This window comes from Pseudodesulfovibrio pelocollis, from assembly GCF_030282845.1.
GTDB lineage: Bacteria > Desulfobacterota > Desulfovibrionia > Desulfovibrionales > Desulfovibrionaceae > Pseudodesulfovibrio > Pseudodesulfovibrio pelocollis.
The window spans coordinates 48,188-69,981 of record NZ_JASTWE010000005.1 but is presented as its reverse complement, the minus strand read 5'-3'; the positions used below and the strand labels follow the sequence as shown (position 1 = coordinate 69,981).

The 21,794-nt window shown below is 63.7% G+C and carries 25 protein-coding genes and 1 tRNA gene; 23 read left to right on the top strand and 3 right to left on the bottom strand.

Annotated elements, in window-relative coordinates; genetic code table 11:
• The 6 genes from QQS14_RS03230 to QQS14_RS03205 all read left to right on the top strand — a co-directional run bounded on the left by QQS14_RS03230 (window position 1) and on the right by QQS14_RS03205 (window position 5,525).
• Window positions 1-783 carry a thiazole synthase gene (locus QQS14_RS03230; RefSeq protein WP_285905462.1) on the top strand — a complete coding sequence of 261 codons (783 nt, stop codon included), beginning with the start codon at window positions 1-3 and terminating at the stop codon, window positions 781-783.
• Window positions 780-1,940, top strand: coding sequence for a 2-iminoacetate synthase ThiH (thiH, locus tag QQS14_RS03225; RefSeq protein WP_285905461.1), 1,161 nt, complete (start codon window positions 780-782; stop codon window positions 1,938-1,940). The genes QQS14_RS03230 and thiH overlap by 4 nt, the downstream gene beginning before the upstream one ends.
• Complete coding sequence (thiF, locus tag QQS14_RS03220; RefSeq protein ID WP_285905460.1) at window positions 1,937-2,566, top strand: sulfur carrier protein ThiS adenylyltransferase ThiF; 630 nt, start codon at window positions 1,937-1,939, stop codon at window positions 2,564-2,566. The genes thiH and thiF overlap by 4 nt, the downstream gene beginning before the upstream one ends.
• The gene (thiE, locus tag QQS14_RS03215) at window positions 2,566-3,228 is read left to right on the top strand and encodes a thiamine phosphate synthase (protein WP_285905500.1); all 663 of its coding nucleotides are present in this window, start codon (window positions 2,566-2,568) and stop codon (window positions 3,226-3,228) included. The genes thiF and thiE overlap by 1 nt, the downstream gene beginning before the upstream one ends.
• Window positions 3,228-4,532: a phosphomethylpyrimidine synthase ThiC gene (gene thiC / locus QQS14_RS03210; protein ID WP_285905459.1), complete on the top strand. Its 1,305-nt coding sequence runs from the start codon at window positions 3,228-3,230 to the stop codon at window positions 4,530-4,532. The genes thiE and thiC overlap by 1 nt, the downstream gene beginning before the upstream one ends.
• Window positions 4,533-4,970: 438 nt before the next feature.
• Complete coding sequence (locus QQS14_RS03205; protein ID WP_285905458.1) at window positions 4,971-5,525, top strand: HU family DNA-binding protein; 555 nt, start codon at window positions 4,971-4,973, stop codon at window positions 5,523-5,525.
• A gap of 124 nt (window positions 5,526-5,649) precedes the next feature.
• Here the strand turns inward: QQS14_RS03205 and QQS14_RS03200 are convergent.
• Window positions 5,650-5,725 (bottom strand) — tRNA-Met (locus tag QQS14_RS03200).
• Between the two features lie 207 nt (window positions 5,726-5,932).
• Between QQS14_RS03200 and QQS14_RS03195 the strand changes: the two genes are divergently transcribed.
• The 3 genes from QQS14_RS03195 to QQS14_RS03185 are packed head-to-tail and all read left to right on the top strand — an operon-like array spanning window position 5,933 to window position 7,660.
• Window positions 5,933-6,655, top strand: a complete 723-nt coding sequence (locus tag QQS14_RS03195) for a glycosyltransferase family 2 protein (protein WP_285905457.1) — start codon at window positions 5,933-5,935, stop codon at window positions 6,653-6,655.
• Window positions 6,656-6,659: 4 nt separating this feature from the next.
• The gene (locus QQS14_RS03190) at window positions 6,660-6,953 is read left to right on the top strand and encodes a lipid A biosynthesis domain-containing protein (RefSeq protein ID WP_285905456.1); all 294 of its coding nucleotides are present in this window, start codon (window positions 6,660-6,662) and stop codon (window positions 6,951-6,953) included.
• Window positions 6,950-7,660 carry a TVP38/TMEM64 family protein gene (locus QQS14_RS03185; protein ID WP_285905455.1) on the top strand — a complete coding sequence of 237 codons (711 nt, stop codon included), beginning with the start codon at window positions 6,950-6,952 and terminating at the stop codon, window positions 7,658-7,660. The genes QQS14_RS03190 and QQS14_RS03185 overlap by 4 nt, the downstream gene beginning before the upstream one ends.
• 23 nt (window positions 7,661-7,683) lie before the next feature.
• Here the strand turns inward: QQS14_RS03185 and QQS14_RS03180 are convergent, their stop codons facing one another.
• On the bottom strand, window positions 7,684-8,274 hold the full coding sequence (locus tag QQS14_RS03180; protein ID WP_285905454.1) for a phosphatase PAP2 family protein: 591 nt from the start codon (window positions 8,272-8,274) through the stop codon (window positions 7,684-7,686).
• Window positions 8,275-8,380: 106 nt separating this feature from the next.
• On the opposite strand from QQS14_RS03180, the gene QQS14_RS03175 reads away from it, so the two are divergent.
• Complete coding sequence (locus QQS14_RS03175) at window positions 8,381-9,511, top strand: glycosyltransferase family 4 protein (protein WP_285905453.1); 1,131 nt, start codon at window positions 8,381-8,383, stop codon at window positions 9,509-9,511.
• A 4-nt stretch (window positions 9,512-9,515) separates the two neighbouring features.
• Window positions 9,516-10,523 carry a glycosyltransferase family 4 protein gene (locus QQS14_RS03170; RefSeq protein ID WP_285905452.1) on the top strand — a complete coding sequence of 336 codons (1,008 nt, stop codon included), beginning with the start codon at window positions 9,516-9,518 and terminating at the stop codon, window positions 10,521-10,523.
• A 224-nt stretch (window positions 10,524-10,747) separates the two neighbouring features.
• Here QQS14_RS03170 and QQS14_RS03165 read toward each other — a convergent pair whose 3' ends face one another.
• Window positions 10,748-11,707, bottom strand: coding sequence for a UDP-glucuronic acid decarboxylase family protein (locus tag QQS14_RS03165; RefSeq protein WP_425607907.1), 960 nt, complete (start codon window positions 11,705-11,707; stop codon window positions 10,748-10,750).
• Between the two features lie 189 nt (window positions 11,708-11,896).
• Between QQS14_RS03165 and QQS14_RS03160 the strand changes: the two genes are divergently transcribed.
• The 12 genes from QQS14_RS03160 (at window position 11,897) to QQS14_RS03105 (ending at window position 21,787) form a co-directional block, all read left to right on the top strand.
• Window positions 11,897-12,616 carry a 2-phosphosulfolactate phosphatase gene (locus tag QQS14_RS03160; RefSeq protein WP_285905450.1) on the top strand — a complete coding sequence of 240 codons (720 nt, stop codon included), beginning with the start codon at window positions 11,897-11,899 and terminating at the stop codon, window positions 12,614-12,616.
• A gap of 5 nt (window positions 12,617-12,621) precedes the next feature.
• The gene (locus QQS14_RS03155) at window positions 12,622-13,950 is read left to right on the top strand and encodes a GGDEF domain-containing response regulator (protein ID WP_285905449.1); all 1,329 of its coding nucleotides are present in this window, start codon (window positions 12,622-12,624) and stop codon (window positions 13,948-13,950) included.
• Window positions 13,951-14,053: 103 nt separating this feature from the next.
• Window positions 14,054-14,830 carry a substrate-binding periplasmic protein gene (locus QQS14_RS03150; protein ID WP_285905448.1) on the top strand — a complete coding sequence of 259 codons (777 nt, stop codon included), beginning with the start codon at window positions 14,054-14,056 and terminating at the stop codon, window positions 14,828-14,830.
• A gap of 356 nt (window positions 14,831-15,186) precedes the next feature.
• Window positions 15,187-15,564: an NADH-quinone oxidoreductase subunit A gene (locus QQS14_RS03145; protein WP_285905447.1), complete on the top strand. Its 378-nt coding sequence runs from the start codon at window positions 15,187-15,189 to the stop codon at window positions 15,562-15,564.
• Window positions 15,543-16,088 (top strand): NADH-quinone oxidoreductase subunit B, encoded by a 546-nt coding sequence (locus QQS14_RS03140; RefSeq protein ID WP_285905446.1) that lies wholly within the window; start codon window positions 15,543-15,545, stop codon window positions 16,086-16,088. The genes QQS14_RS03145 and QQS14_RS03140 overlap by 22 nt, the downstream gene beginning before the upstream one ends.
• A gap of 2 nt (window positions 16,089-16,090) precedes the next feature.
• Entirely contained in the window at window positions 16,091-16,618 is a 528-nt protein-coding gene (locus tag QQS14_RS03135) for an NADH-quinone oxidoreductase subunit C (RefSeq protein WP_285905445.1), read from the top strand.
• Window positions 16,619-16,659: 41 nt separating this feature from the next.
• Complete coding sequence (locus QQS14_RS03130; RefSeq protein ID WP_285905444.1) at window positions 16,660-17,832, top strand: NADH-quinone oxidoreductase subunit D; 1,173 nt, start codon at window positions 16,660-16,662, stop codon at window positions 17,830-17,832.
• 9 nt (window positions 17,833-17,841) lie between these two features.
• Window positions 17,842-18,816: an NADH-quinone oxidoreductase subunit NuoH gene (gene nuoH / locus QQS14_RS03125; protein WP_285905443.1), complete on the top strand. Its 975-nt coding sequence runs from the start codon at window positions 17,842-17,844 to the stop codon at window positions 18,814-18,816.
• A 10-nt stretch (window positions 18,817-18,826) separates the two neighbouring features.
• On the top strand, window positions 18,827-19,414 hold the full coding sequence (locus QQS14_RS03120) for a 4Fe-4S binding protein (RefSeq protein WP_285905442.1): 588 nt from the start codon (window positions 18,827-18,829) through the stop codon (window positions 19,412-19,414).
• 1 nt (window position 19,415) lies between these two features.
• Window positions 19,416-19,925, top strand: coding sequence for an NADH-quinone oxidoreductase subunit J family protein (locus QQS14_RS03115; protein WP_285905441.1), 510 nt, complete (start codon window positions 19,416-19,418; stop codon window positions 19,923-19,925).
• On the top strand, window positions 19,926-20,234 hold the full coding sequence (nuoK, locus tag QQS14_RS03110; protein WP_285905440.1) for an NADH-quinone oxidoreductase subunit NuoK: 309 nt from the start codon (window positions 19,926-19,928) through the stop codon (window positions 20,232-20,234). It begins immediately after the preceding gene.
• A 2-nt stretch (window positions 20,235-20,236) separates the two neighbouring features.
• On the top strand, window positions 20,237-21,787 hold the full coding sequence (locus QQS14_RS03105) for a monovalent cation/H+ antiporter subunit D family protein (RefSeq protein ID WP_285905439.1): 1,551 nt from the start codon (window positions 20,237-20,239) through the stop codon (window positions 21,785-21,787).
• Window positions 21,788-21,794: the final 7 nt, after the last annotated feature.

The window sequence follows — 21,794 nt, the reverse complement described above, 5'->3', positions numbered from 1 at the left end:
ATGAGTGAAGACAGGTTCGTTATCGGCGGGGTGGCCCTAGAGAGCCGCCTGTTCACCGGCACCGGGAAATACGCGGACGACGCGGTCATCCCCGAGGTCTGCGCGGTCTCAGGCTCGCAGGTGGTCACCGTGGCCCTGCGCAGGGTGGACCTCGACTCGGCCGCCGGCAATGTCATGGACCACATCCCACAGCACATGAAACTGCTGCCCAACACCTCCGGGGCCAGAACCGCCGACGAGGCGGTGCGCATCGCCCGGCTGGCCCGGGCCATGGGCTGCGGCGACTGGGTCAAGATCGAGGTCATATCCGACAGCCGCTACCTGCTGCCCGACGGCTACGCCACCTGCAAGGCCACGGAAATCCTCGCCGCCGAGGGCTTTGTGGTTCTGCCCTACGTCAACGCGGACCTGTATGTGGCCCGCTCCCTGGCCGATGCCGGGGCTGCGGCCATCATGCCCCTTGGCGCGCCCATCGGCACCAACCGGGGCCTCAAGACCCGCGAGATGATCCGCATCCTCATCGAGGAAATGGCCCTGCCCGTTATCGTGGACGCGGGCATCGGCCGCCCGTCCGAGGCGTGCGAGGCCATGGAGATGGGCGCGGCCGCCTGCCTGGTGAACACGGCCATTGCCACGGCGGGCGATCCGGTGGGCATGGCCCGCGCCTTTGGCCGGGCGGTGCGGGCCGGGCGCGAGGCATATCTGGCTGGTCTTGGCGCGTCGCGCGGGCTGGCCGCGGCCTCGTCGCCGCTGACCGGCTTTCTGGGCCAGGGGGATTCGTGAGTTTTTACGCCCAGTGTGCCGAGTACCGGGCCATGCCCCTGGCCGGGTATTTTGCCGCCGTCACCGGGGCCGAGGTGCGCCGCGTCCTTTCCGGCCCGTGCCGCGCGCCCGGCGATCTGTTGACCCTGCTCAGCCCGGCTGCCGTGCCGTTTCTGGAGGAAATGGCCGGGCGGGCCAGCCAATTGACCCTCCAGCATTTCGGCCGGACCATCCAACTCTTCACGCCACTCTATCTTTCCAATCATTGCGCCAATCACTGCGTCTACTGCGGGTTCAACGCCACCAACGACATTCCGCGCACCCAGCTGACCCTTGAGCAGGTGGAGGCCGAGGCCCGGGCCATCGCGGCCACGGGCCTGCGCCAGTTGCTCATCCTCACGGGCGAGTCGCGGGCCAAGGCGTCGCCCGAGTATCTGGAATCGTGTCTGGGCGTATTGCGCCGCCATTTTCCGTCCATATCCATGGAGATATACGCCATGGAGCAGGACGACTACGAGCGCATGATCCGGGCCGGGATCGACGGCCTGACCCTGTTCCAGGAGACCTACGACGAGGCGTTGTACACCCGGCTCCACCCGCGCGGACCAAAGCGCGATTACCGTTTCCGACTCGACGCGCCAGAGCGGGCCTGCCGGGCCGGGATGCGCGTAATCAACATCGGCGCGCTGCTCGGCCTGGGCGACTGGCGAAGGGAAGCGCTGCTCACGGGCCTGCACGCCGCCTACCTGCAACGCAGGTATCCCGAGGTGGACATCGCCGTATCCCTGCCGCGCATGCGGCCCCACGCGGGTGCGTTCCAGCCCGCCAGCATCGTCACTGACGCCCATCTGGTGCAGATCATGCTCGCCCTGCGGCTCTTCCTTCCCCGGCTGGGCATCACCATCTCCACCCGCGAGACGGCCGGGCTGCGCGACAATCTGCTGCCGCTCGGCGTGACGCGCATGTCGGCCGGGGTGTCCACGGCCGTGGGCGGCCACTCCCAGTCGGGCGACAAGGACGGCGACAAGGTGGGCCAGTTCGAGATCAGCGACGAGCGCAGCGTGGACGAGATGTGCGCCATGCTCCGGGCGCGCGGCTTCCAGCCCGTGTTTGCCGACTGGCAACCCCCGGCGGACGGGGCCATCCCAGCAGAGCACCGGGCCGGGGGGGCGGCATGAACGCCACCGAGCAGGGCATCGCCGTCTACCTGGGCGCGGCGCGGCTGCGCCATCTCCAGGGCGTGACCGTGGGCATCGCCGGGGCCGGGGGGCTGGGCAGCAATTGCGCCATGCTCCTTGTGCGCAGCGGGTTCAAGCGCTTCGTGCTGGCCGATTTCGACCGCGTGGATGCCTCGAACCTCAACCGGCAGGTGTACGACGCGGACCAGATCGGCCAGCTCAAGGTGACGGCCCTGTCGCGCACCATGCTGGCCGTGAACCCGGACCTCTCCATCGACCTGCGCACCGTGCGTGTCACGCCGGACAACGCGGCGGCCGTGTTCGCGGGCTGCGACACCGTGGTCGAGGCCTTTGACGACCCGCAGTGCAAGCGGGCGCTGGTGGAAACCCTGCTGCCCACGGGGGTGCTGCTGGTGGCGGCGTCCGGTATCGGCGGCCACGGCAACGCGGACGCCGTGACCACCCGCCGGGTGCGCGACAATTTCATCCTCATCGGCGACATGGAGACCGAGTGCTCTGCGGAGCATCCACCGCTCGCGCCGCGCGTGGCCCTGGCCGCGGCCAAGCAGGCGGACGTGGTGCTGAGCCATTTTCTCAATACATTCAAACGGCAAGGAGGCACATGATGGGGCCGCGCGCGATCATCCGCCAGTCCATTCTGGACACGGACATCTACTGCCTGACCGCCGAGAAATTCTCACGCGGCAGGAGCAATATCGAGGTGGTGCGGACCATGCTCGATCATGGCATCCGGCTCGTCCAGTATCGCGAGAAGGACAAGAAAATTGGTGCCAAGTACGAGGAATGTCTCGAAATCCGCCACTTGACCCGCGAGGCCGGTGCCGCCTTCATCGTCAATGACGACATCGACCTCGCCATACTGGTGGGGGCGGACGGGGTACACATCGGCCAGGAAGACCTGCCGCTGGAGGCGGTGCGCCGTCTGGTGGGCAAGGACATGGCCATCGGGCTGTCCACCCACTCGCCCGACGAGGCGTTGGCCGCCGTGCGGCGCGGGGCCGACTACATCGGCGTGGGGCCGATCTTCCGCACCTTCACCAAGGAAGACGTCTGCGATCCCGTGGGCTTTGAATATCTGGAATACGTGGCCCGCGAGGTGGATATCCCCTTTGTGGCCATCGGCGGCATCAAGCGGCACAATGTGGCCGAGGTAGTGGGCCGGGGCGCGCGCTGCGTGGCCGTGGTCACGGAAATCGTCGCGGCCGACGACATGGGCGAAGCAATCATCGGGCTGCGTGAGGCCATGCAGTCCGCCAAGGAGAAATAATGAAGTATACGACACAGATGGACGCGGCCCGCAAGGGCATCATCACCCCCCAGATCAAGACCGTGGCCCGCAAGGAAAACATGCGCGTGGAAGACCTGATGGAGCGCATGGCCCGTGGCGTGGTGATCATCCCGGCCAACCGCAACCATGTCAATCTCGACCCCGAGGGCGTGGGCGAGGGCATGCGCATCAAGATCAACGTCAACCTCGGCATCTCCAAGGATTGCAGCGCCATCGAGCCGGAGCTGGACAAGGTCCGCGCCGCCCTTGATCTCAAGGCCGAGGCCATCATGGACCTGAGCTGCTACGGCAAGACCCAGGAATTTCGCAAGCGGCTGGTGGAGATGTCGCCCGCCATGATCGGCACCGTGCCCATCTACGACGCCGTGGGCTTCTACGACAAGAATCTCCAGGACATCACCGTGGACGAGTTCTTCGACGTGGTGCAGCGGCACGTGGAGGACGGCGTGGATTTCCTGACCATCCACTGCGGCCTGAACCGGCACACCGCCGAGAAGATCAAAAAGGCCAAGCGCTTGACCAACATCGTCTCGCGCGGCGGTTCGCTGCTCTTCACCTGGATGGAAATCAACCAGGCCGAGAACCCGTTTTACGAGCACTTCGACCGGCTCCTCGACATCTGCGAGGAGTACGACGTGACCTTAAGCCTTGGCGACGGCTGCCGTCCCGGCTGCCTTCACGACGCCACCGACGCCTGTCAGGTGGAGGAGCTGATCACCCTGGGCGAGCTGACCAAGCGCGCCTGGGAGCGCAACGTCCAGGTGATGATCGAGGGACCGGGCCACATGGCCATGAACGAGATTCCCGGCAACATGATGATGGAGAAGCGGCTGTGCCACGGCGCGCCCTTCTACGTCCTCGGCCCGCTGGTCACGGACGTGGCCCCGGGCTACGACCACATCACCGCGGCCATCGGCGGGGCCATCGCGGGCATGTCCGGCGCGGACTTCCTGTGCTACGTCACCCCGGCCGAGCACCTGCGCCTGCCCACCCTTGAGGACATGAAGGAGGGCATTATCGCCACCCGCATCGCGGCCCACGCCGCCGACGTGGCCAAGGGCTACCCCGGCGCCCGCGCCTGGGACGACGCCATGAGCAAGGCCCGCGCCGCGCTCGACTGGCCCGGAATGTTCGACCTGGCCATGGACCCGGTCAAGCCGCGCCAGTACCGCGAATCCTCCAAGCCCGAGCACGAGGACTCCTGCACCATGTGCGGCAAGATGTGCGCCGTGCGCAACATGAACCGCGTCCTAGAGGGCAAGGACATTCAACTGGACGATTGATCGGGGAGGGTGGGCGGTACTAGCTGGATTTGATTGATGATGAAACGTGAAAGGGGCGGCTGGAGCCGCCCCTTTTTGTGTGGGTCATAGGAGTGTTGAGTGGCATCCCCTCTACAACAATCCCGATAATCAATGCCCAACGCTTCGGCCAGCTTCCTGGCGTTGGCCTTGCCGATGGGTCGGCGCTGACGGTGCCGTCATAAAAAACGTGAAGACCGGGCGCACCGTGGCCACGTTTCCGGCAGACCCAGACCACCCTGGCAAGGCCCGGCGCTTTGCCGATGCCGCTGTTCAACCGGCTGCGTGGGCACAGGGTGAAGGCGATGAAGAGGATGGGTCGGTTATAGCATGAGGCGAAAGAACATTGCTTCCGGCAATCGTTGTCATAGAGAGTCGTTTTGGGTTATGCTGATTTTCAAATCTCTCCAGGAGGCTACTATGACCAAGCAGGAATTTGCCAAAATGTTGGCCGACAGGGCCGGGCTGGATTCAGCTGCACAAGGCGGTATAGTGATCGATACCGTGTTGGAGTCCATCAGGGATGAATTGGCTTCTGGCGGCACCGTGGCCCTCAAAGGGTTCGGAAGGTTTTCAACCTTGGACAGAAAAGCCCGCGCCGGACGCAACCCCCGGACCGGGCAAACCATCCAGATCAAGGCATGCCGGGTGGCCAGGTTTACACCGGGTAGAGAATTGAGAAATTCGGTAAACTCTTCCCATTTCGGCACGGACTGGCTCAAATTCAAGGACCTCTACTCACGGGTGGATTACTTCAAGGGCAAGATTGAGTCAAAAATCAAAAATGCCGACCAGCTCGGCAAAGAGGCCAGGCGGTACCTCGACAAGGCTCATGCTCTGTATGAGGACGCCAGCGAGCAGCTCAGGAAAGCATCTGATTCCAGCGGGAAGGCCTGGGCGGACGTCAAGGATGGTCTGGAAAAAGCCTACTCGGAACTGAAGGATGCATGGGAAAAAGCCAGGAAGCATTTTTAGGCAGATTGGAGCAAACGGCAATCCGTGGTTCGTGGCCAAGAACATTTGCTCTGTGCTGGGCAGCAATAGAGTGGCACAAAGAGAAAGCGGTTACGACATTGTGTCGTAACCGCTCTGTCTTCTCTGGTAGCGGGGATAGGACTTGAACCTATGACCTTCGGGTTATGAGCCCGACGAGCTACCAACTGCTCCACCCCGCGTCACGTGAGAAGGAGGTTCTAGGTGGTGGGCCGGATTTTGTCAACCTCTTATCGGGGGAAAGTGTAGATTTGTTTGGATGCTGAGTTGAAGTGGTGGAATATCAAGGTGATGTGGTCGATTTGTGCGGGGTGATGGTTTGGGGGCGCGGGGTCGGGCGCGGGTTGCGTGTTTACATTGTCCGGCAAATTCCGTAATCCAATTCGCCTATGAGCAATCAAGAGAAGTTTTCCGTGGTGCTGCCTGTTTTCAACGAGCAGGACAACCTTGAGACCCTGTTCGCCGAGATCAGGCGGGCGGCGGATTCCACGGGGCGGCCCTGGGAGGCCGTGTTTGTGGACGATTGCAGCACGGACCGCAGCCTGGAGATCATCCGAGGGCTGGCCGAGCGGCACCCCGAGGTGCGCTATGTGGCCTTTGCCCAGAACCGGGGGCAGTCGGCCGCCTTTTGTGCCGGGTTCGACGCCGCCGACTCGCAGGTCATCGTGACCATGGATTCGGACCTGCAAAACGATCCGGCCGACATTCCCAAGATGCTCGCGGCCTTTGGCGACGAGTGCGAGATGGTGGTGGGCTGGCGGGCCAAGCGCAAGGACACCCTGGTCAAGCGGCTCTCATCGAGGATAGCCAACGCCATCCGCGACTGGTTCACGGACGACGGCGTCCACGACACCGGCTGCTCCCTCAAGGTCATGCGCGCCGACATGCTCCGGCGGCTGCCGCGCTTCAAGAACATGCACCGCTACTTCCCCATCCTCATGAAGATGCAGGGCGCGCGCATCCGCGAGGTCAAGGTCAACCACCGCGAGCGGTTCAGCGGCGTGTCCAAGTATGGAACCCTGGACCGCGCCCTGGCCGGGATATACGACCTCATCGGCGTGCAGTGGCTCATCAAGCGCCACATCGACTACGCGGTGAAGGAAAAGAAATAATTCCATGGCCTTGCCCGCCTACTGGTGGCTCCTGGCCCTTCCTGTGGTCATCCAGGGGGCTTTTTTCGCGCGATTTGTCGTTGTGCGACTTGGTGGCAAGGCGTTACAACCCCTGTCGGGGCGGGCGGCTTTGGCGCTGTATGCGTCGGTGGCGGCCGGGACGGTCTATGGCGTGGTCCAGCGCGACCCGTTGTTCATCATCGGCCAGGGATGCCTGCTGGTTGTTTTTTTCAGGATGCGGAATCCCGGGGACCGGGACAGAAAGACCGGATCGCAACGGGCGGAAGATAGGGAATGAGCGACAGGCAACAGTGCGAGAAGAGAAGGGGCCTCGGGGCCGTGATCAAGGGACTGGTTATGCTGGCCGGGCTGGCCCTGGCCGTGTACCTGGGCCGCAGCCTGGGCCTGGACGACATGCTCCGCAACACCCGGTGGTTCAATGACCAGGTGCTGGGTACCGGCCCCATGTCGGTGTTCATTTTTCTGGTCGTGGGCGCGATGTTCACGGCCGTGGGGCTGCCGCGTCAGGTGATCAGCTTCCTCGGCGGGTTCGCCTTTGGCGCCCTGGGCGGCACGCTGCTCTCCACGCTGGGGGCTGGCCTGGGGTGCGGGCTGGCCGCCGGATACGCCCGCTGGGGCGGTCGCGAGTTCGTGGCCCGCAAGCTGGGGGAGCGCATCCGCCGGGTGGACGGATTCCTGCGCCACCGGCCCTTTCGCACGGCCCTGGCCATCAGGATATTCCCCTTTGGCAGCAACGGGTTGACCAACCTTGCCGCCGGGGTCAGCGCCATTCCCCTCGGGCCGTTCATCCTCGGCTCGACCCTCGGCTATATTCCGCAGAATTTCATCTTCGCCCTGTTCGGCGCGGGCATGAACAAGGACTCGACCACGGGCATGGCCCTGTCCATCGGCATGGGCGTGGTCCTGTTCGCGGGCTCCATCTGGATGGGCACGGCCGTGTACCGCAGCTACCGGGCCGAGCTTTTGGCCAACGGGGACGAGTAGCCCGACCGTCGGACCGGAATCCTTCAGAATCGACTGGAATACCGGCGCAGGCCGTAACGCCAGACCAGCCAGACCGTCATCGCCACCGCCAGCCCGAGCAGCCATCCGGCCAGCACGTCCGTGGGATAGTGCTTGCCTACGTAGAGGCGCGAATAACCCACCAGCAGCGGCAGGAGGAGGGGCCATTTGCCCAAGGCGGGCCAGAGCAGGCAGATCAGCACGGCCAGGCACATGGTGTTGGCCGCGTGGGCCGAGGGGTAGGAGGTGCCGCGCTCCTTGGTCTGCTCGAAATCCTGGGGCCGCTGGTCCCAATGGCCGTGGGCCTGATGGAAGGTGCCGGCCACGGCATTGAGCGGGCGCACCCGGCCGACTTCGCCCTTGACCACGTCCGTGGCCGAGTTGGCGATGCCCATGGCCATGAAAAGGATGAGGAACAGGATGATCTGCCGCCGCCCGAAGCGGTATGCGGCAAAGATCATGGCCAGCCCCAGGCAGACGAAGAGCATGGTCATGGACGAGAGCACGGGCATGATCAGGTCGAACAGCGCGTTTCGCCACTGCTGGTTGACGAGCAGGAAGAGCTTGAGGTCAAGGCCGGGCGTCAGAAAGAACATGGAACTCCTCGGGGTGTGAATGTCCCGGTCCAATACCGTCATTTGCCGCGTCCGGCAACAATCTCCGTCTTGTCAAAGCCGGAAATATCGTTCACAAGGGTTCCCTATGTCGAACCCCGAGACAAAAGGCCGAATCGCCCTGGTCATGCCGCGCCTGAGTCGGTACGGCGGGGCCGAGTCCTTTGCCTGGAGACTGGCCGAGGCCTTGGCCCGGCGCGGGCATGCGGTGGACTTCATCTGCGCCCGCTGCGAGACCGAACCGCCCGAGGGGGTCAGGCCGGTGGTGGTGGGGCGCTTTGGCGGGCTGCGGGCGATCAAGATCCTCTGGTTTGCGCTGATGGCCGAGCGGGCGTGCCGCCGGGGCGGTTATGATCTGGTCTTTGGCATGGGCAAGACCGTCAATCAGGACATCCTGCGCATCGGCGGCGGCCCCATCGCCACCTTCTGGAAGCTCTCCCGTCATGCCTGGCCCGCCGGATTTCCCCGCTGGTTCAAGATGGCGCGGCGGCGGCTTTCTCCGTCGAGCTGGGCCATCCACCGCATCGACGTCGTCCGTTTCCGGCGCACGCCGCGACTGGTGGCGGTGTCGCATCTGGTACGCGACTGGACCGTGGCCGCGTTTCCGCATCTGGACCCTGCGGCCATCGAGGTGATCTACAACAAGCCGGACCTTGCGCGATTCTCGCCAGCGAGCGAGGAGGAGCGCCTGGCCCTGCGCACCGGGGCGGGCATCAGGCCGGGGCAGGTGGTCATCGGCACAGCGGCCACCAATTTCGCCCTCAAGGGCGTGCGCTCCCTGCTCCAGGCCCTGGCTCGGCTGCCGCACAATTACGTGTTGCATGTGGCTGGTGGACGCGGCCCGGGCAAATATCTGCGCCTTGCCCGAGAGCTGGGCGTGGCGGACCGTGTCCGTTTTCTGGGCCGGGTGGAGGACATGGCGTCCTTCTACCGGAGCCTGGATGTTTTTGTGCTGGCCACCTTCTACGACGCCTGCTCCAATGCGGTGCTGGAGGCCCTGGCCTGCGGCTGCCGGGCGGTATCGAGCGCCCGGAACGGCAGTGCCCGGTTCCTGCCTGCGCACTGGGTGTTCCCGGACCCGGCCGATGTGCCGGAGCTGGCCGCCGTGCTCCTGCGGGTGTCAGCCGAGGAGCGTCCGGACCCCTTTGTCTGGCCGCCGGAAGTTCCGTGCGGGCTGGAACCCTATGTTGAAATGATCGAACAGGCCATTGCGCGATGAGTATATGAAGACAGTCTTTCTCGTCCCGAGCGGGGCGCGGACCTATGCCGCCTTTCGGGTCGATGCCCATGTGGCGGCGGGCCGGGCCTCTGGCCGGGATGTTTCGGCGCTGACCGTGCCCGCCTCGCCCCTGGCGCGCTACGCCTTTTTCAGTCGGCTGGGCAAGGCGGACGTGATGGTGATCCATGGCGAGCTGCTCAGCGAGTATGAGCTGCGCACTCTGCGTCGGCTCGCGCCGAAAATCGTCTACGATGTGGCGGACGCGGCCTGGACCCTGCCGCAGCGGCGGATGGAGGGCATGCTGGGGCGGCGCCGCGCCTTGCGGGCGGCCCGCTGTTTCGAGCGCATGTGTACCGGGACGGACCTGTGTTTGGTGGAGAACATGGTCCAGGCCAAGGCGGTGGCCCCGTTCCAGGAGCGGGTGCGCATCCTTCCGACCCCTCTTGATACCGGTATCTATGTCCCTGGCACGGCGGCGAATGGCGGAAATCCCGGCTGTGGCCCGGTCCGCGTGGGCTGGATGGTCACCGGCGGCGACAGGCAATGCCTGGCTGACATTGTGGGCGGCCTGACCGGGCAGGGCGGGGCAATCCAGTTTTTCATCGTCTCGGACGAACCCTACGACGGGCCGGGAAAGGACTTCGTCTTCTGGTCGCGGCCCGAGCCCGGGCGCGAGGTGGCGGCCCTTCAGGACATGGACATCGGCCTGGCCCCGTATCCCGACGACGAGTATTCGCGGGCCGGGAGCGGGCTGGACACGCTGCGCTACATGGCCTGCGGTGCGGTGGTGGTCGCCTCTGACAAGGGCGGGGCTGCCGAGGTGGTTGACCACGGCATCGACGGCTTCCTGGCCCGCGACGCCGCCGACTGGACCCGTCATGTCATCCGGCTGGCCGAGGACGCGGACCTGCGGCGCGGCATGGCCGAGGCGGCCCGGCACAAGGTGGTGGGCAAGTTCGGCCTGGACACGGTCTCGGCCCAGCTCTGGGATGCGCTGGAGAGTCTGCGCTAGGCCGGTGGTTCGGAATACGCTGATGAAAAAAGCCGGGGCGACCCGGCTCAGGCTGTTGATAAAGGCCCGATTGCGTCGTTGCTTCAAAAAAGGCAAACCCTCGCGTATTGCAAATACTCGTCGGCCTTGCCTTTTTTTCGCGCCTAGCACTCGAACCTTTCTCAACAGCCTGCCAGAGCGGACTTTGTAAATACTCTGAGCCGGGTCGCCCCGGCTTTCTTTGTTTATGCTGTTTCCAGAACGCGGCTGAAGTATTCCACGGTTTTGACCAGCCCCTCGCGCAGGGGGGTGCGGGGTTCCCAGCCCATGGCCTTTTTGGCCAGGGCGATGTCCGGCTTGCGCTGCATGGGGTCGTCAGAGGGCAGGGGCTTGAACACGATGCGCGAGGCCGAGCCGGTCAGGTCGATGACCTCCCGGGCCAGCTCCAGGATGGTGAACTCCACGGGGTTGCCCAGGTTCACCGGACCGGTGAAATCGTCCGGGGTTCGCTCCATCAGGCGGAAGATGCCCTCCACCAGATCGTCCACATAGCAGAAGCTGCGGGTCTGCTGGCCCTCGCCGTAGACGGTGATGTCGTCGCCGCGTAGCGCCTGGACCACGAAGTTTGAGACCACGCGGCCGTCGTCCATGGCCATGCGCGGGCCGTAGGTGTTGAAGATGCGGCCCACCTTGATGCGCAGGCCGTGCTGGCGGTTGTAGTCGAAGAACAAGGTTTCGGCGCACCGCTTGCCCTCGTCGTAGCAGGCGCGGATGCCGATGGGGTTGACGTTGCCCCAGTAGTCCTCGGTCTGGGGATGCACGGCCGGGTCGCCGTAGACCTCGCTGGTGGACGCCTGGAAAATCTTGGCCTTGATGCGCTTGGCCAGGCCGAGCATGTTGATGGCCCCGTGCACCGAGGTCTTGGTGGTCTGCACCGGGTCGAACTGGTAGTGGATGGGCGAGGCCGGGCAGGCCAGATTGTATATTTCGTCCGCCTCGACATAGAGGGGAAAGGTCACGTCGTGCCGGATGACCTCGAAGAAGGGGTTGTCCATCAGGTGCAGGATGCTTTCTTTGCGCCCGGTATAGAAATTGTCCACGCAGAGCACTTCGTGCCCCTCCTCCAGCAGCCGTTCGCAGAGGTGTGATCCGAGGAAACCCGAGCCGCCGGTGACAAGAACACGTTTTTTCTTCATCGCGATCATCTTTCAAAATAGTCCGGCTTTGTCAATACGGCGGGCGGAATATGGTTGATATGAGCCGTTTCGGGCGGTTTCGGGCGATTTTACATATTCTTGCCGCCGATGTTGAAAAGAAAACTGTGTAAAAGGTTGACGTGCCCGGGGTGGCATGACATTCAAATACGTAAAACTCTATGTTTTGGAAGTGTGTAAATGATTGTAAACATTGTTGAATGCATCGAAGGAGCGCGGCGGGCCGCAGGCGTGGCCGTGGTCATCGACGTCTTTCGCGCCTTCTCGGTGGCCTGCCATGCTGTGGAGAACGGGGCCGGGGAATACTACGCCACGGCCGATGTGGAGGTGGCCCGAAAGCTGGCCGCAGAGCGCGGCGGCATCCTCATGGGCGAGCGCAACTGCATCATGATCGAGGGGTTCGACTACGGCAACTCGCCCACCGAGATCGAGGGGGTGGATTTTGCCGGAAGGACGCTGGTCCACACCACCAGCGCGGGCACCCAGGGGCTGCTGGCCTGCGCCGGGGCCGACGAGGTGATCACCGGGGCCTTTGTCAATGCGGGGGCCGTGGTGGAGTACCTGCGTGCCAGAGATCCCGAACTGGTGACCCTGGTGGCCATGGGCACCGGGGGTGTCATGCGCGCCCAGGAGGACATGATGTGCGCCATGTATCTCAAGAACGCCCTGGAGGACTATCCCAACAGCTTCGAGACCCTCAAGACCTTCCTGGCCCAGGTGGACAGCGCGCAGAAGTTCTTCGATCCGGGGAAGACCTACGCCCCGGAGCGTGATTTCGAGCTGTGCATGGCTCTTGACCGGTTCGATTTCGTGCTCAGGGCCGCGCCCGGCCCGGACGGGGTGGTCAAACTCGAACGGGTGGTGGTGGAGCCTGCGGCAGGACAGGCCCCGCAGGGGTGAACGCCATGCAACAGAAGGTTCTCATCGTAGACGATTCGCCGACCAACCTGGTCCTGCTCGATCATGTCCTGCGGCCCACAGGCTGCGTGGTGATCCAGGCGACCACCGGCATCGAGGCCGTGGCCCTGGTGGCGGACGACGATTTCGCCCTGATCCTGCTCGACATCCAGATGCCGGGCATGAACGGCTACGAGGCGGCCATGCGCATCAAGGAGCTGCCCCGGGGGCGCCATGTGCCCATCATCTTCATCACCGCCATCTATCAGGACGAGGACAACGTCCGCCTGGGCTACGAGACCGGGGCCGTGGACTACCTATTCCGCCCGGTCAACGTGCAGACCCTGACCAGCAAGGTGCAGGTATTCCTCGAAATGAACCGCCAAAAGCTCAGGCTGGAGCGCGAGATCGAAACCCGGCTCAGGGCCGAGGCCGCGCTGCGTCAGGCCGAGGCCAAGTACCGCGCCATCTTCGAGCGCGCCGTGGAGGGGATATTCCAGTGCTCGCCGAACGGGGAGTTCTGTGAGGTCAATCCGGCCATGGCCAGGATTTTCGGCTACGAGAGCCCGGCCGGGATGATCGGGGTCGCCGGGCTGCGCCAGCGGCTCATGGCCGAGTCGGGCGATTTGGCGCGCTACATGGGCCTGCTGCGGCGTGACGGGTATGTCTCGAATTTCGAGTTTCGCGGCCGCCGCCTGGATGGCGACCCCTTCTGGTGCTCGGAGAGCGCCCGGCTGGTGGTGCTCGACGACGGCAGCGAGATGGTGGAGGGCGTGCTTGAAGACATCACTGGCCGCAAGCAGACCGAACTGGAGCTGAAGCATCTGGCCTCGGTGGACAGTCTGACAGGCGTCTACAACCGCCACCTGTTCTTCGACCGGATCGAACACGCGCTGGTGACGGCCAAGCGGGCCGAGTCGCTGGTGGCGGTCCTGTTCATCGATCTTGACGATTTCAAGCGGGTCAACGACACCTATGGTCATCAGGCGGGCGACGAACTGCTGCGCATGGTGGCCGGGCGGCTCAAAAACCGCATCCGCGAGGCCGACACCCTGGCCCGCCTCGGCGGCGACGAGTTCGGCGTGCTCCTGGAATGCCTCGACGACCAGGAGGGGGCGCTGACCGTGGCCCGCAGTCTGCTTGAGGTGATGAACACCCCCTATGTGGTCACGGGCGAGTCCATCCGGGTGGGGGCCACGGTGGGCATCAGTTTCTTCCCCGAGGATGGCAAGGACGGGGTTTCGCTCATCAGCCGGGCCGATTCGGCCATGTACGGGGCCAAGCGGCGCATGGGGCCGAAGTACGGCACCTTCCGCGAGTGCGGGGTCCCCAGGTAGCCCCTTCCGAATCATCGAACACGGTGAAAACGGGTTGACCGAAGTCCGCCTTGTGCTATGACAAGGTATGGTGCTTTTTTGGTCGCCGAACTTCCTTCGGTTCATGTTTGTGCGGCTCGCCACCGTGCTGTGCCTGGCCGTATTGCTTCCCGCACCGTCTGCGGCGCAGGCTCCGTTGCGCATCGACTATCCCGACTTCTGGCCCTTCTTCACCCGCGACGAGGCGGGGGAGATGACCGGCTTCTTCCACGACATCGTCACCGAGGCGCTGGCGCGCATGGGCATGCGGGCCACATGGCACGCCTTTCCCTGGGGGCGCTGCCAGGAGAACGTGCGCTCCGGCGAGGCGGACGCCATGATCACCGTGCCCACCGCCGTGCGTCTGGAATACTCCGGGACCCACGCCGACCCCTTTCATCTCAAGGAGTTGGTGGTCTTCACCCGGACCGATCATCCGAGGCGGGCCGAGGTGGAGTCCCTTGCCTCCATCGACGACATCCAGGCCGCCGGATTTTCGGTGGTCACCTATGTGGGCAACGGCTGGAACGAGGAGAACATTCGCAGCCGGGGCATCAAGACCTACGAGGTGCCCTACCTGGCCAACGTCTGGCTCATGCTGGCCCAGGGCCGGGCCGATATCGTCATCGAGTGGCCCGGCGGCGCGTGGCCGGACATAACGGCTCAGGGGCTGGCACAGGAGATCGTCCAGACCGGGGTGGTCCTGGAGTCCATGCCCTTCCATCTGCTCATCGGCCGGAACTCGCCCCACGCCGATATCCTACCCCGGTTCAACAAGACCATCCTTGCAATGCGCCTGGACGGAACCATCGACCGCATCCTGAACACCTACCTCGACCAGCTCCGGCTGGACCAGCCCTGAAGCCGATTCCCCGGTAGAAGGGAATGGGGTGTTCTTTCGCAGCGCCGCGCCCGCTGGATCGCCGCGGTCGCTGGTCACCCGTGCAGTGAAATGACCGTGGCCACGCCGGAGATTTTTTTCATTTCGACGACTGATCATGTTTGAATACCGTCTCCGTCCGGCCCATCGCGTGCTCATGACTTTTTTGAGACTCCTTTCACAGTGTTAAAAATGAGCCACTTACAAGATCGGACCTTCGCGAAAAAAAGAGCGAGCTACTTGACGAAACTCTTTTTTCTAGGCATGGGAAACCGTATCCTCGGCGGATAAGCATTGGTCCGAGGTTCCATGCACTATTTACCGTGAAAGGACTGAGTATGGTTTTCGACTGGCTGCATTTTTCCATCATGTTGTTCTTGCTTGCGGGGTTGTTGTTCGCATGCGGTCCGCTGATACTTGCGGGCCTGCTCGCCCCGAGGGCAAAAGGCGGGGACACCGGCATGCCGTACGAGTGCGGCATGGTCCCCTACGGGAGTTCGTGGTCGAGGTGGGGGGTGTCGTATTATGTCTACGCCCTCATCTTCCTCGCCTTCGACGTGGATGTCCTTTACCTCTTCCCGGTGGCCACGGCGTATGCGGACGCCGAGGGCTGGGTCTCCTTCGTGAAGGTATTCATCTTCCTATTTTTCCTCATTCTTTCCATCGTCTACTTCTGGGCGAAAGGGGTGTTCACATGGCCGCGCAGGATTCGGTAGGGCACAAGGAGTTCCTGACGGCGGGCGGTCACCACATGGACCCGCCCATCGTCAACGTGAAGCTGGCGCAGGACATTCTGGATGTCTGCCGCTCCATGTCGCTGTGGCCCATGACCTTCGGCCTGGCCTGCTGCGCCATCGAGATGATGGCCACCGGCATGGCCCGGTTCGACATGGCCCGGTTCGGGGCCGAGGTCTTCCGGCCCTCGCCGCGTCAGGCAGACGTCATGATCGTGGCCGGAACAGTGACCAAGAAGATGGCCCCGGCCGTGGTCAGGCTCTACGAGCAGATGCCCGGTCCCAAGTGGGTCATCGCCATGGGCAACTGTGCCATCTCCGGCGGCCCGTTCAAGATCAAGGACAACTACAACGTCGTCGAGGGCGTGGACACGCTCATCCCCGTGGATGTCTACGTGCCGGGCTGTCCGCCCAGGCCTGAGGGACTGCTTGAGGGCTTCTTCCAGCTTCAGCGCCAGATCACGGGCAAACGCTGGTGGCCGGTGGCCGCCAAGGTGGAGGGCTGATCATGCTCCAGGCACTCGCAGGCATACCCACCCAGTTGGTGGCCCGGCAGGACAAGGGCACGACAGGCAACGTCTGGTCCGTGTTCCTGGCCCCCAAGCAGATTCTCAAGACGGCCCGCAAACTCATGGAGGCCGAATACTCCCTCGAAGACATCCTTGCCCTGGATTTCAACGAGGGATTTCTGGTGCTCTATCACTTCAACCGCTGGACCATCGACGAGCGGGTGACGCTGCGCGTCCTCGTTTCCAGGGACAATCCGGTGGTGCCGTCCATCGCCTCGGTCTTTCACGGGGCCGAGTGGCACGAGCGGGAAACCCGCGACTTCCACGGTGTCATCTTCGAGGGCAATCCGAACCTCGTGCCGCTGCTTATGCCGGCCGAGGACGTTGATGTGCATCCGCTGGTCAAGTCCGCCAAGGCCCGGCTTTCCATCAAGGAGGTCTTGAGCCTTGGCGAGATCGTTTCCTCCACCGGGGAAATAGATGCGTTGTTTGCGGAAGCGGAGGCCGGGGAGGCCTCCGACGCGTAGGCCGGGGCAACCGGTCGGTATATAAACCGGACTGAGAGTTTATGTCGGCTTACCAAAACATGGACCAGATGACGGGTGATTTCTACACCCAGAAGTTTGAGGCCGCAAAGCAGGACGGAACCCTGATCATCAACATGGGTCCGCAGCATCCCTCCACCCATGGAGTGCTCCGGATCGTGATCGAGGTGGACGGCGAATACATCGTCCGCGCCGAGCCCGTATTGGGCTACCTGCACCGCATGCACGAAAAAATGGGCGAAGTTCAAACCTGGGGAGGCTTCATCCCCAACATGGGCCGCGTGGACTACGGCCACGCCATGGCCTGGAACTGGGCCTACGTGGGCGCCGTGGAAAAACTCATGGGCATCGAGGTGCCCGAGCGCGCGCAGTATCTGCGGGTCATCATGACCGAGCTCAACCGCCTCACCTCCCACCTGCTTTGGTGGGGGGCCTACATCCTCGACCTGGGTGCCTTCACGCCCATCATGTACGCCTTTGACGATCGCGAAATGCTCCTGGACATCCTGCAGCGCCCCTCGGCCTCCAGGCTGACCTACAGCAACTTCCGCGTCGGCGGCGTGCAGATGGACATGGACGACAAATGCATCGAGCTGATCAAGGCATTCATCCCGCACTTTCGCGACCGCCTGCCCATGTATCACGATCTGGTCACGGAGAACATCATTCTCCGCCGCCGCATCGAGGACATCGGCATCATCGACCAGGACATGTGCCGCCGCTACGGCTGCACCGGACCGGTTCTGCGCGGAGCGGGCGTGGCCTACGACGTGCGCCGCAGCGAGCCGTACTCGGTCTACGACCGGTTCGACTTCGAGATCCCGACCCAGGATTCGGCTTGCTCGGCCGGGCGCTACCATGTCCGCATCGCCGAGATGGAGCAGAGCCTGCGCATCATCGAGCAGGCCCTGGAGCAGCTGCCCGGGGCCGAGGGCTCGCACATCGTGGACAAGGCCCCCAAGCCCGCCATGAAACCCCCGGTGGGCGAGGCCTACTTCGCGGTGGAGGGCGCGCGCGGCAAGATCGGCATCTATGTCGCCTCGGACGGGACCAAGACGCCGTACCGCGTCAAGCTGCGCGCTCCGGGCTTCTCCAACATGAACGCCTTTGCCGAGGCGGCCACGGGCACCATCCTGGCCGACGCAGTGGCCATTCTCGGAAGCCTCGACCTGATTATCCCCGAACTCGACAGGTAGGATGGATCAATGAACGAATTCATACAGAACCTGATACCGCTGGTCGTAGCCGTGGTCGGCTCCATGGCCTGGCTGGCCGTCAACGCCCTGGTGCTGGTCTACTGCGAGCGCAAGTTCGCGGGCCACATCCAGCGCCGGCCCGGCCCCTTTGAAGTCGGTCCCCACGGCGTGTTGCAGACCCTCATCGACGGCCTCAAACTCATGGGCAAGCAGCTCCTGACCCCGGACAACGCGGACCGTTTCCTCTATTGGCTGGCCCCGATCCTGTCCATGATCCCGGTTTTGCTGCTCTTCATGCCCATTCCCTACGGCCCGGTGCTCACCGGCATGGAGGTCGATCTCGGCCTGCTGCTGATCTTGGCCTTCTCCAGCTTCAACGGCCTGGCCCTGATCCTGGCCGGTTGGGGCTCCAACAACAAGTGGGGCATCCTGGGTGCGGCCCGCGCCGTGGCCCAGACCGTGGCCTACGAAATCCCGCTGCTGCTCACCGTGCTGGCCATCGCCTTCATGACCGGCACCCTCAACCTGACCGAGATCACGGCCCAGCAGGCCGGACACATCGGCAACTGGTTCATCTGGAAGCAGCCGCTGGCCTTCATCATCTTCATCGTCGCCATGTTCGGCGAGACCAACCGCGCTCCCTTCGACCTCGCCGAGGCCGAATCGGAGCTGACCGCAGGATTCCACACCGAGTATTCGTCCATGGGCTTCGGCCTCTTCTTCATGGCCGAGTACGGGTACATGGTCGTCATCTGCTCCATCTGCTCGGTGCTCTTCCTGGGCGGCTTCCACGGCCCCATCCCGGGCATAGAAGGGTGGTGGTGGATGCTCATCAAGACCTACGCCCTGCTGTTCCTCATGATATGGGCCCGCTGGACCTTCCCCCGTGTGCGGTTCGACCAGCTTCTGAACATCAACTGGAAATGGCTGCTGCCGCTGGCGACGTTCAATCTGCTGGCCACGGCACTGATCATGAAGCTGTAGGGGTGTCATAATGAACGCTTTGAGAAAACACGTCATACAGCCGATACTCGACTGCTGGAGCCTGCTGGTGGGGCTCAAGATCACGGGCAAGTACTTCTGCAAGCCGCTGATCACCGTCCACTACCCGCGCCAGGTCATCGACAGCGAGAACCTGTCCACCTACGGCGGGCACGTGGAACTGGTCGGCATGCCCAAGGACCCGGCCATGCCAAAGTGCATCTCCTGCATGATGTGCGTGACCAATTGTCCGTCCAACTGCCTCAAGGTCGTCAAGAGCAAGCCGCCGGCGACCACGCCGGAGCAGGAGCAGGCCTGGAAGGAGGCCGAGGAGCGGGGGGAGAAGGTCGTCAGGCCCAAGGCCCCCAAGCAGCCGACCAAGTTCATGTACGACTACACGCTGTGCAGCCTGTGCGGCACCTGCATCGACAACTGCCCTGTCAACACGCTGCGCTTCTCCAGCAACATCTATTGGGTGGCCACCTCCCGCAAGGAGATGCACATCGATCTTCTCGCCCGGCTGCGCGAGCAGGCGGCCGAGGTGTCCGCCTCCGCTCCCAAGCCCGAAGCCAGGCCGGCCGCGGCGCAGAAGGAGGCATAATATGGAAATAATGGCTAAAGTGGCATTCTGTGTCTACACGGCTGTCATCCTCGGCGGGTCCATTCTCGCCGTGTCGAGTTCCAGCCTGGTGCGCGCCCTGGTCGGGCTGATCATCACCCTGATCGGCGTGGCGGGCATGTATCTGCTGCTGGCGTCCCCCTTCATGGCCTTCATGCAGTTGCTCATCTATGTCGGCGCGGTCAGCGTGCTGATCTTCTTCGCGGTGATGCTCACCCGGGCGGAAAGCGGCGGCGACGAGTCCGGCCGTGTGCCCATGAAGACCAGCGTCCTCGGGCTGGCCGCCACCATCGCGCCCGCGGCGGTGCTGGGCTGGCTGGTCATGACTCGGCCGGTGGAGTCCATCGCGGTGCCCACGGAGGTGAGCATCAAGCAGCTGGGCGAGGGATTGCTCAGCTCCTACTTCCTGCCCTTTGAGCTGATCTCGGTGATCCTCATGGTGGCCATGGCCGGGGCCGTGCTCCTGACCTGGGAAAAAAGGGAGGGAAAATAGATGAGCGCCCTGACCCTTTACCAAATCGTTGCGCTGATCCTGCTGTGCGCGGGCCTCTTCGGCCTGACCCAGCGGAGAAGCCTTGTCGGCATGCTGATCTGCGTGGAGCTGATGCTCAACGGCGCTGGCCTGTCCATCGTGGCGGCTGCCCAGCTCACGGATTTCAGCGCGACCCTCGGCCAACTCGGCACCCTGTTCGTCATGGGACTCGCGGCGGCCGAGGCCACCCTCGTGCTGGCCATAGTCGTGGTCGTTGCCCGGCGGTTCGGTTCCGCCCAAACCAGTGACATCACTACCTTGAAGGAATAGCTATGATGGACGGGGTTACCATAGAGAGTTCCCGGATACTCCTGCCGGTGGTGATCACGCTGATCGCGCCGCTCTTTATCTGGCTGAACCGCAAAGATGAAAACAAACGGGAGGCGGTCAGCTTTGTCGCCGCCGCCGCCACGTTCGTGTGTGTGTTGTCCATGGCTCCCGCCGTGCTGAGCGGCGAGGTGTGGTTCTTCCATGTGACGACGATAATGCCGGGCATCACCATTGCCTTTGCCGCCGACGGCCTGGGCATGATCTTCGCTCTCATCGCGTCGTTCCTGTGGTTTTTTGCCACCAGTTACAACATCGGCTACATGCGCGGGCTCAAGGAACACGCCCAGACCCGCTACTACATCTGCTTCGCGGTGGCCATCTTCGGCGCCGTGGGCGTGGCCTTCGCGGCCAACGTGTTCACCCTCTACCTCTTCTACGAGGTCATCACGGTGTTCACCTATCCTCTGGTCTACCACCACGAGGACGACGAGGCCAAGTCGGGCGCGCGCAAGTACATTGTCTACCTGATGGGAACGTCCAAGCTCTTCCTGCTGCCCGCCATGGTCCTCACCTACGTGCTGGTCGGCAACCTGGACTTCCACCTGACCGACATCGTCAACGGCATGTTCTCCGCCGAGGTGGTGGCAGAGCATCCCAGGCTGGTGGCGCTGACCTACTGGCTGTACATCTTCGGCATTGGCAAGGCAGCGCTCATGCCCTTCCACAACTGGCTGCCCTCGGCCATGGTCGCGCCCACCCCGGTCTCGGCCCTGCTGCACGCGGTGGCGGTTGTCAAGGCGGGCGTGTTCTGCGTCAGCCGCATCGTCCTCTCGGGCTTCGGCACCAAGACGGCGGGCACGCTGACCTTGAGCGACGTCTTCGTGGGAGCACCGGGCACCATGCTCGGCGACACCACGCTGGGCATCGGCACCGCATACATCGCGGCCTTCACCATCGTGGTGGCCTCCCTCATCGCCCTGACCAAGGACGACATCAAGGCGCGGCTGGCCTATTCCACCGTGTCCCAGCTCTCCTACATCGTCATTGGCGTGACCATGCTCACGGATTCGGCAGTGCAGGGCGGGGTGATGCACATCGCCCACCACGCCTTCTCCAAGATCACGCTGTTCATGGCGGCCGGGGCGATCTACGTGGCCACGCACCTGAAGAAGATCAGCCTCATGGATGGGCTTGGCCGCAGGATGCCGTGGACCTTTGCCGCCTTTGGCCTGGCCTCGCTTTCGATGATCGGCATGCCGCCGGTGTGCGGGTTCGCCTCCAAGTGGTATCTGGTCAACGGCTCGCTCCAGGCCGAGCAGATGCCGCTTCTGCTGGCGCTTCTGGCCAGTACCGCGCTCAACGCGGGCTACTTCGTGCCCATCCTCTACCGCGCCTTCTTCAAGACGGCCGCGCCCGAGGCGAACATCGCGCAGTACAGCGAGGCGTCGAAAACCATGGTCGTGCCGCTGTTCATCACCGCGATCATCTCCGTGTTGCTGGGTCTGTACCCGCAGACGTTCCTGAACTTCGTCAACGTCTTCGGCAAGTTCTAGGGGGATA

Coding starts and splice junctions, on each gene's coding strand:
- QQS14_RS03230 (WP_285905462.1), top strand. CDS start 1: ATGAGTGAAGACAGGTTCGTTATCGGCGGGGTGGCCCTAGAGAGCCGC.
- thiF (WP_285905460.1), top strand. CDS start 1,937: ATGAACGCCACCGAGCAGGGCATCGCCGTCTACCTGGGCGCGGCGCGG.
- thiE (WP_285905500.1), top strand. CDS start 2,566: ATGGGGCCGCGCGCGATCATCCGCCAGTCCATTCTGGACACGGACATC.
- thiC (WP_285905459.1), top strand. CDS start 3,228: ATGAAGTATACGACACAGATGGACGCGGCCCGCAAGGGCATCATCACC.
- QQS14_RS03205 (WP_285905458.1), top strand. CDS start 4,971: ATGACCAAGCAGGAATTTGCCAAAATGTTGGCCGACAGGGCCGGGCTG.
- QQS14_RS03195 (WP_285905457.1), top strand. CDS start 5,933: ATGAGCAATCAAGAGAAGTTTTCCGTGGTGCTGCCTGTTTTCAACGAG.
- QQS14_RS03190 (WP_285905456.1), top strand. CDS start 6,660: ATGGCCTTGCCCGCCTACTGGTGGCTCCTGGCCCTTCCTGTGGTCATC.
- QQS14_RS03185 (WP_285905455.1), top strand. CDS start 6,950: ATGAGCGACAGGCAACAGTGCGAGAAGAGAAGGGGCCTCGGGGCCGTG.
- QQS14_RS03180 (WP_285905454.1), bottom strand. CDS start 8,274: ATGTTCTTTCTGACGCCCGGCCTTGACCTCAAGCTCTTCCTGCTCGTC.
- QQS14_RS03175 (WP_285905453.1), top strand. CDS start 8,381: ATGTCGAACCCCGAGACAAAAGGCCGAATCGCCCTGGTCATGCCGCGC.
- QQS14_RS03170 (WP_285905452.1), top strand. CDS start 9,516: ATGAAGACAGTCTTTCTCGTCCCGAGCGGGGCGCGGACCTATGCCGCC.
- QQS14_RS03165 (WP_425607907.1), bottom strand. CDS start 11,707: ATGATCGCGATGAAGAAAAAACGTGTTCTTGTCACCGGCGGCTCGGGT.
- QQS14_RS03160 (WP_285905450.1), top strand. CDS start 11,897: ATGATTGTAAACATTGTTGAATGCATCGAAGGAGCGCGGCGGGCCGCA.
- QQS14_RS03155 (WP_285905449.1), top strand. CDS start 12,622: ATGCAACAGAAGGTTCTCATCGTAGACGATTCGCCGACCAACCTGGTC.
- QQS14_RS03150 (WP_285905448.1), top strand. CDS start 14,054: ATGTTTGTGCGGCTCGCCACCGTGCTGTGCCTGGCCGTATTGCTTCCC.
- QQS14_RS03145 (WP_285905447.1), top strand. CDS start 15,187: ATGGTTTTCGACTGGCTGCATTTTTCCATCATGTTGTTCTTGCTTGCG.
- QQS14_RS03140 (WP_285905446.1), top strand. CDS start 15,543: ATGGCCGCGCAGGATTCGGTAGGGCACAAGGAGTTCCTGACGGCGGGC.
- QQS14_RS03135 (WP_285905445.1), top strand. CDS start 16,091: ATGCTCCAGGCACTCGCAGGCATACCCACCCAGTTGGTGGCCCGGCAG.
- QQS14_RS03130 (WP_285905444.1), top strand. CDS start 16,660: ATGTCGGCTTACCAAAACATGGACCAGATGACGGGTGATTTCTACACC.
- nuoH (WP_285905443.1), top strand. CDS start 17,842: ATGAACGAATTCATACAGAACCTGATACCGCTGGTCGTAGCCGTGGTC.
- QQS14_RS03120 (WP_285905442.1), top strand. CDS start 18,827: ATGAACGCTTTGAGAAAACACGTCATACAGCCGATACTCGACTGCTGG.
- QQS14_RS03115 (WP_285905441.1), top strand. CDS start 19,416: ATGGAAATAATGGCTAAAGTGGCATTCTGTGTCTACACGGCTGTCATC.
- nuoK (WP_285905440.1), top strand. CDS start 19,926: ATGAGCGCCCTGACCCTTTACCAAATCGTTGCGCTGATCCTGCTGTGC.
- QQS14_RS03105 (WP_285905439.1), top strand. CDS start 20,237: ATGATGGACGGGGTTACCATAGAGAGTTCCCGGATACTCCTGCCGGTG.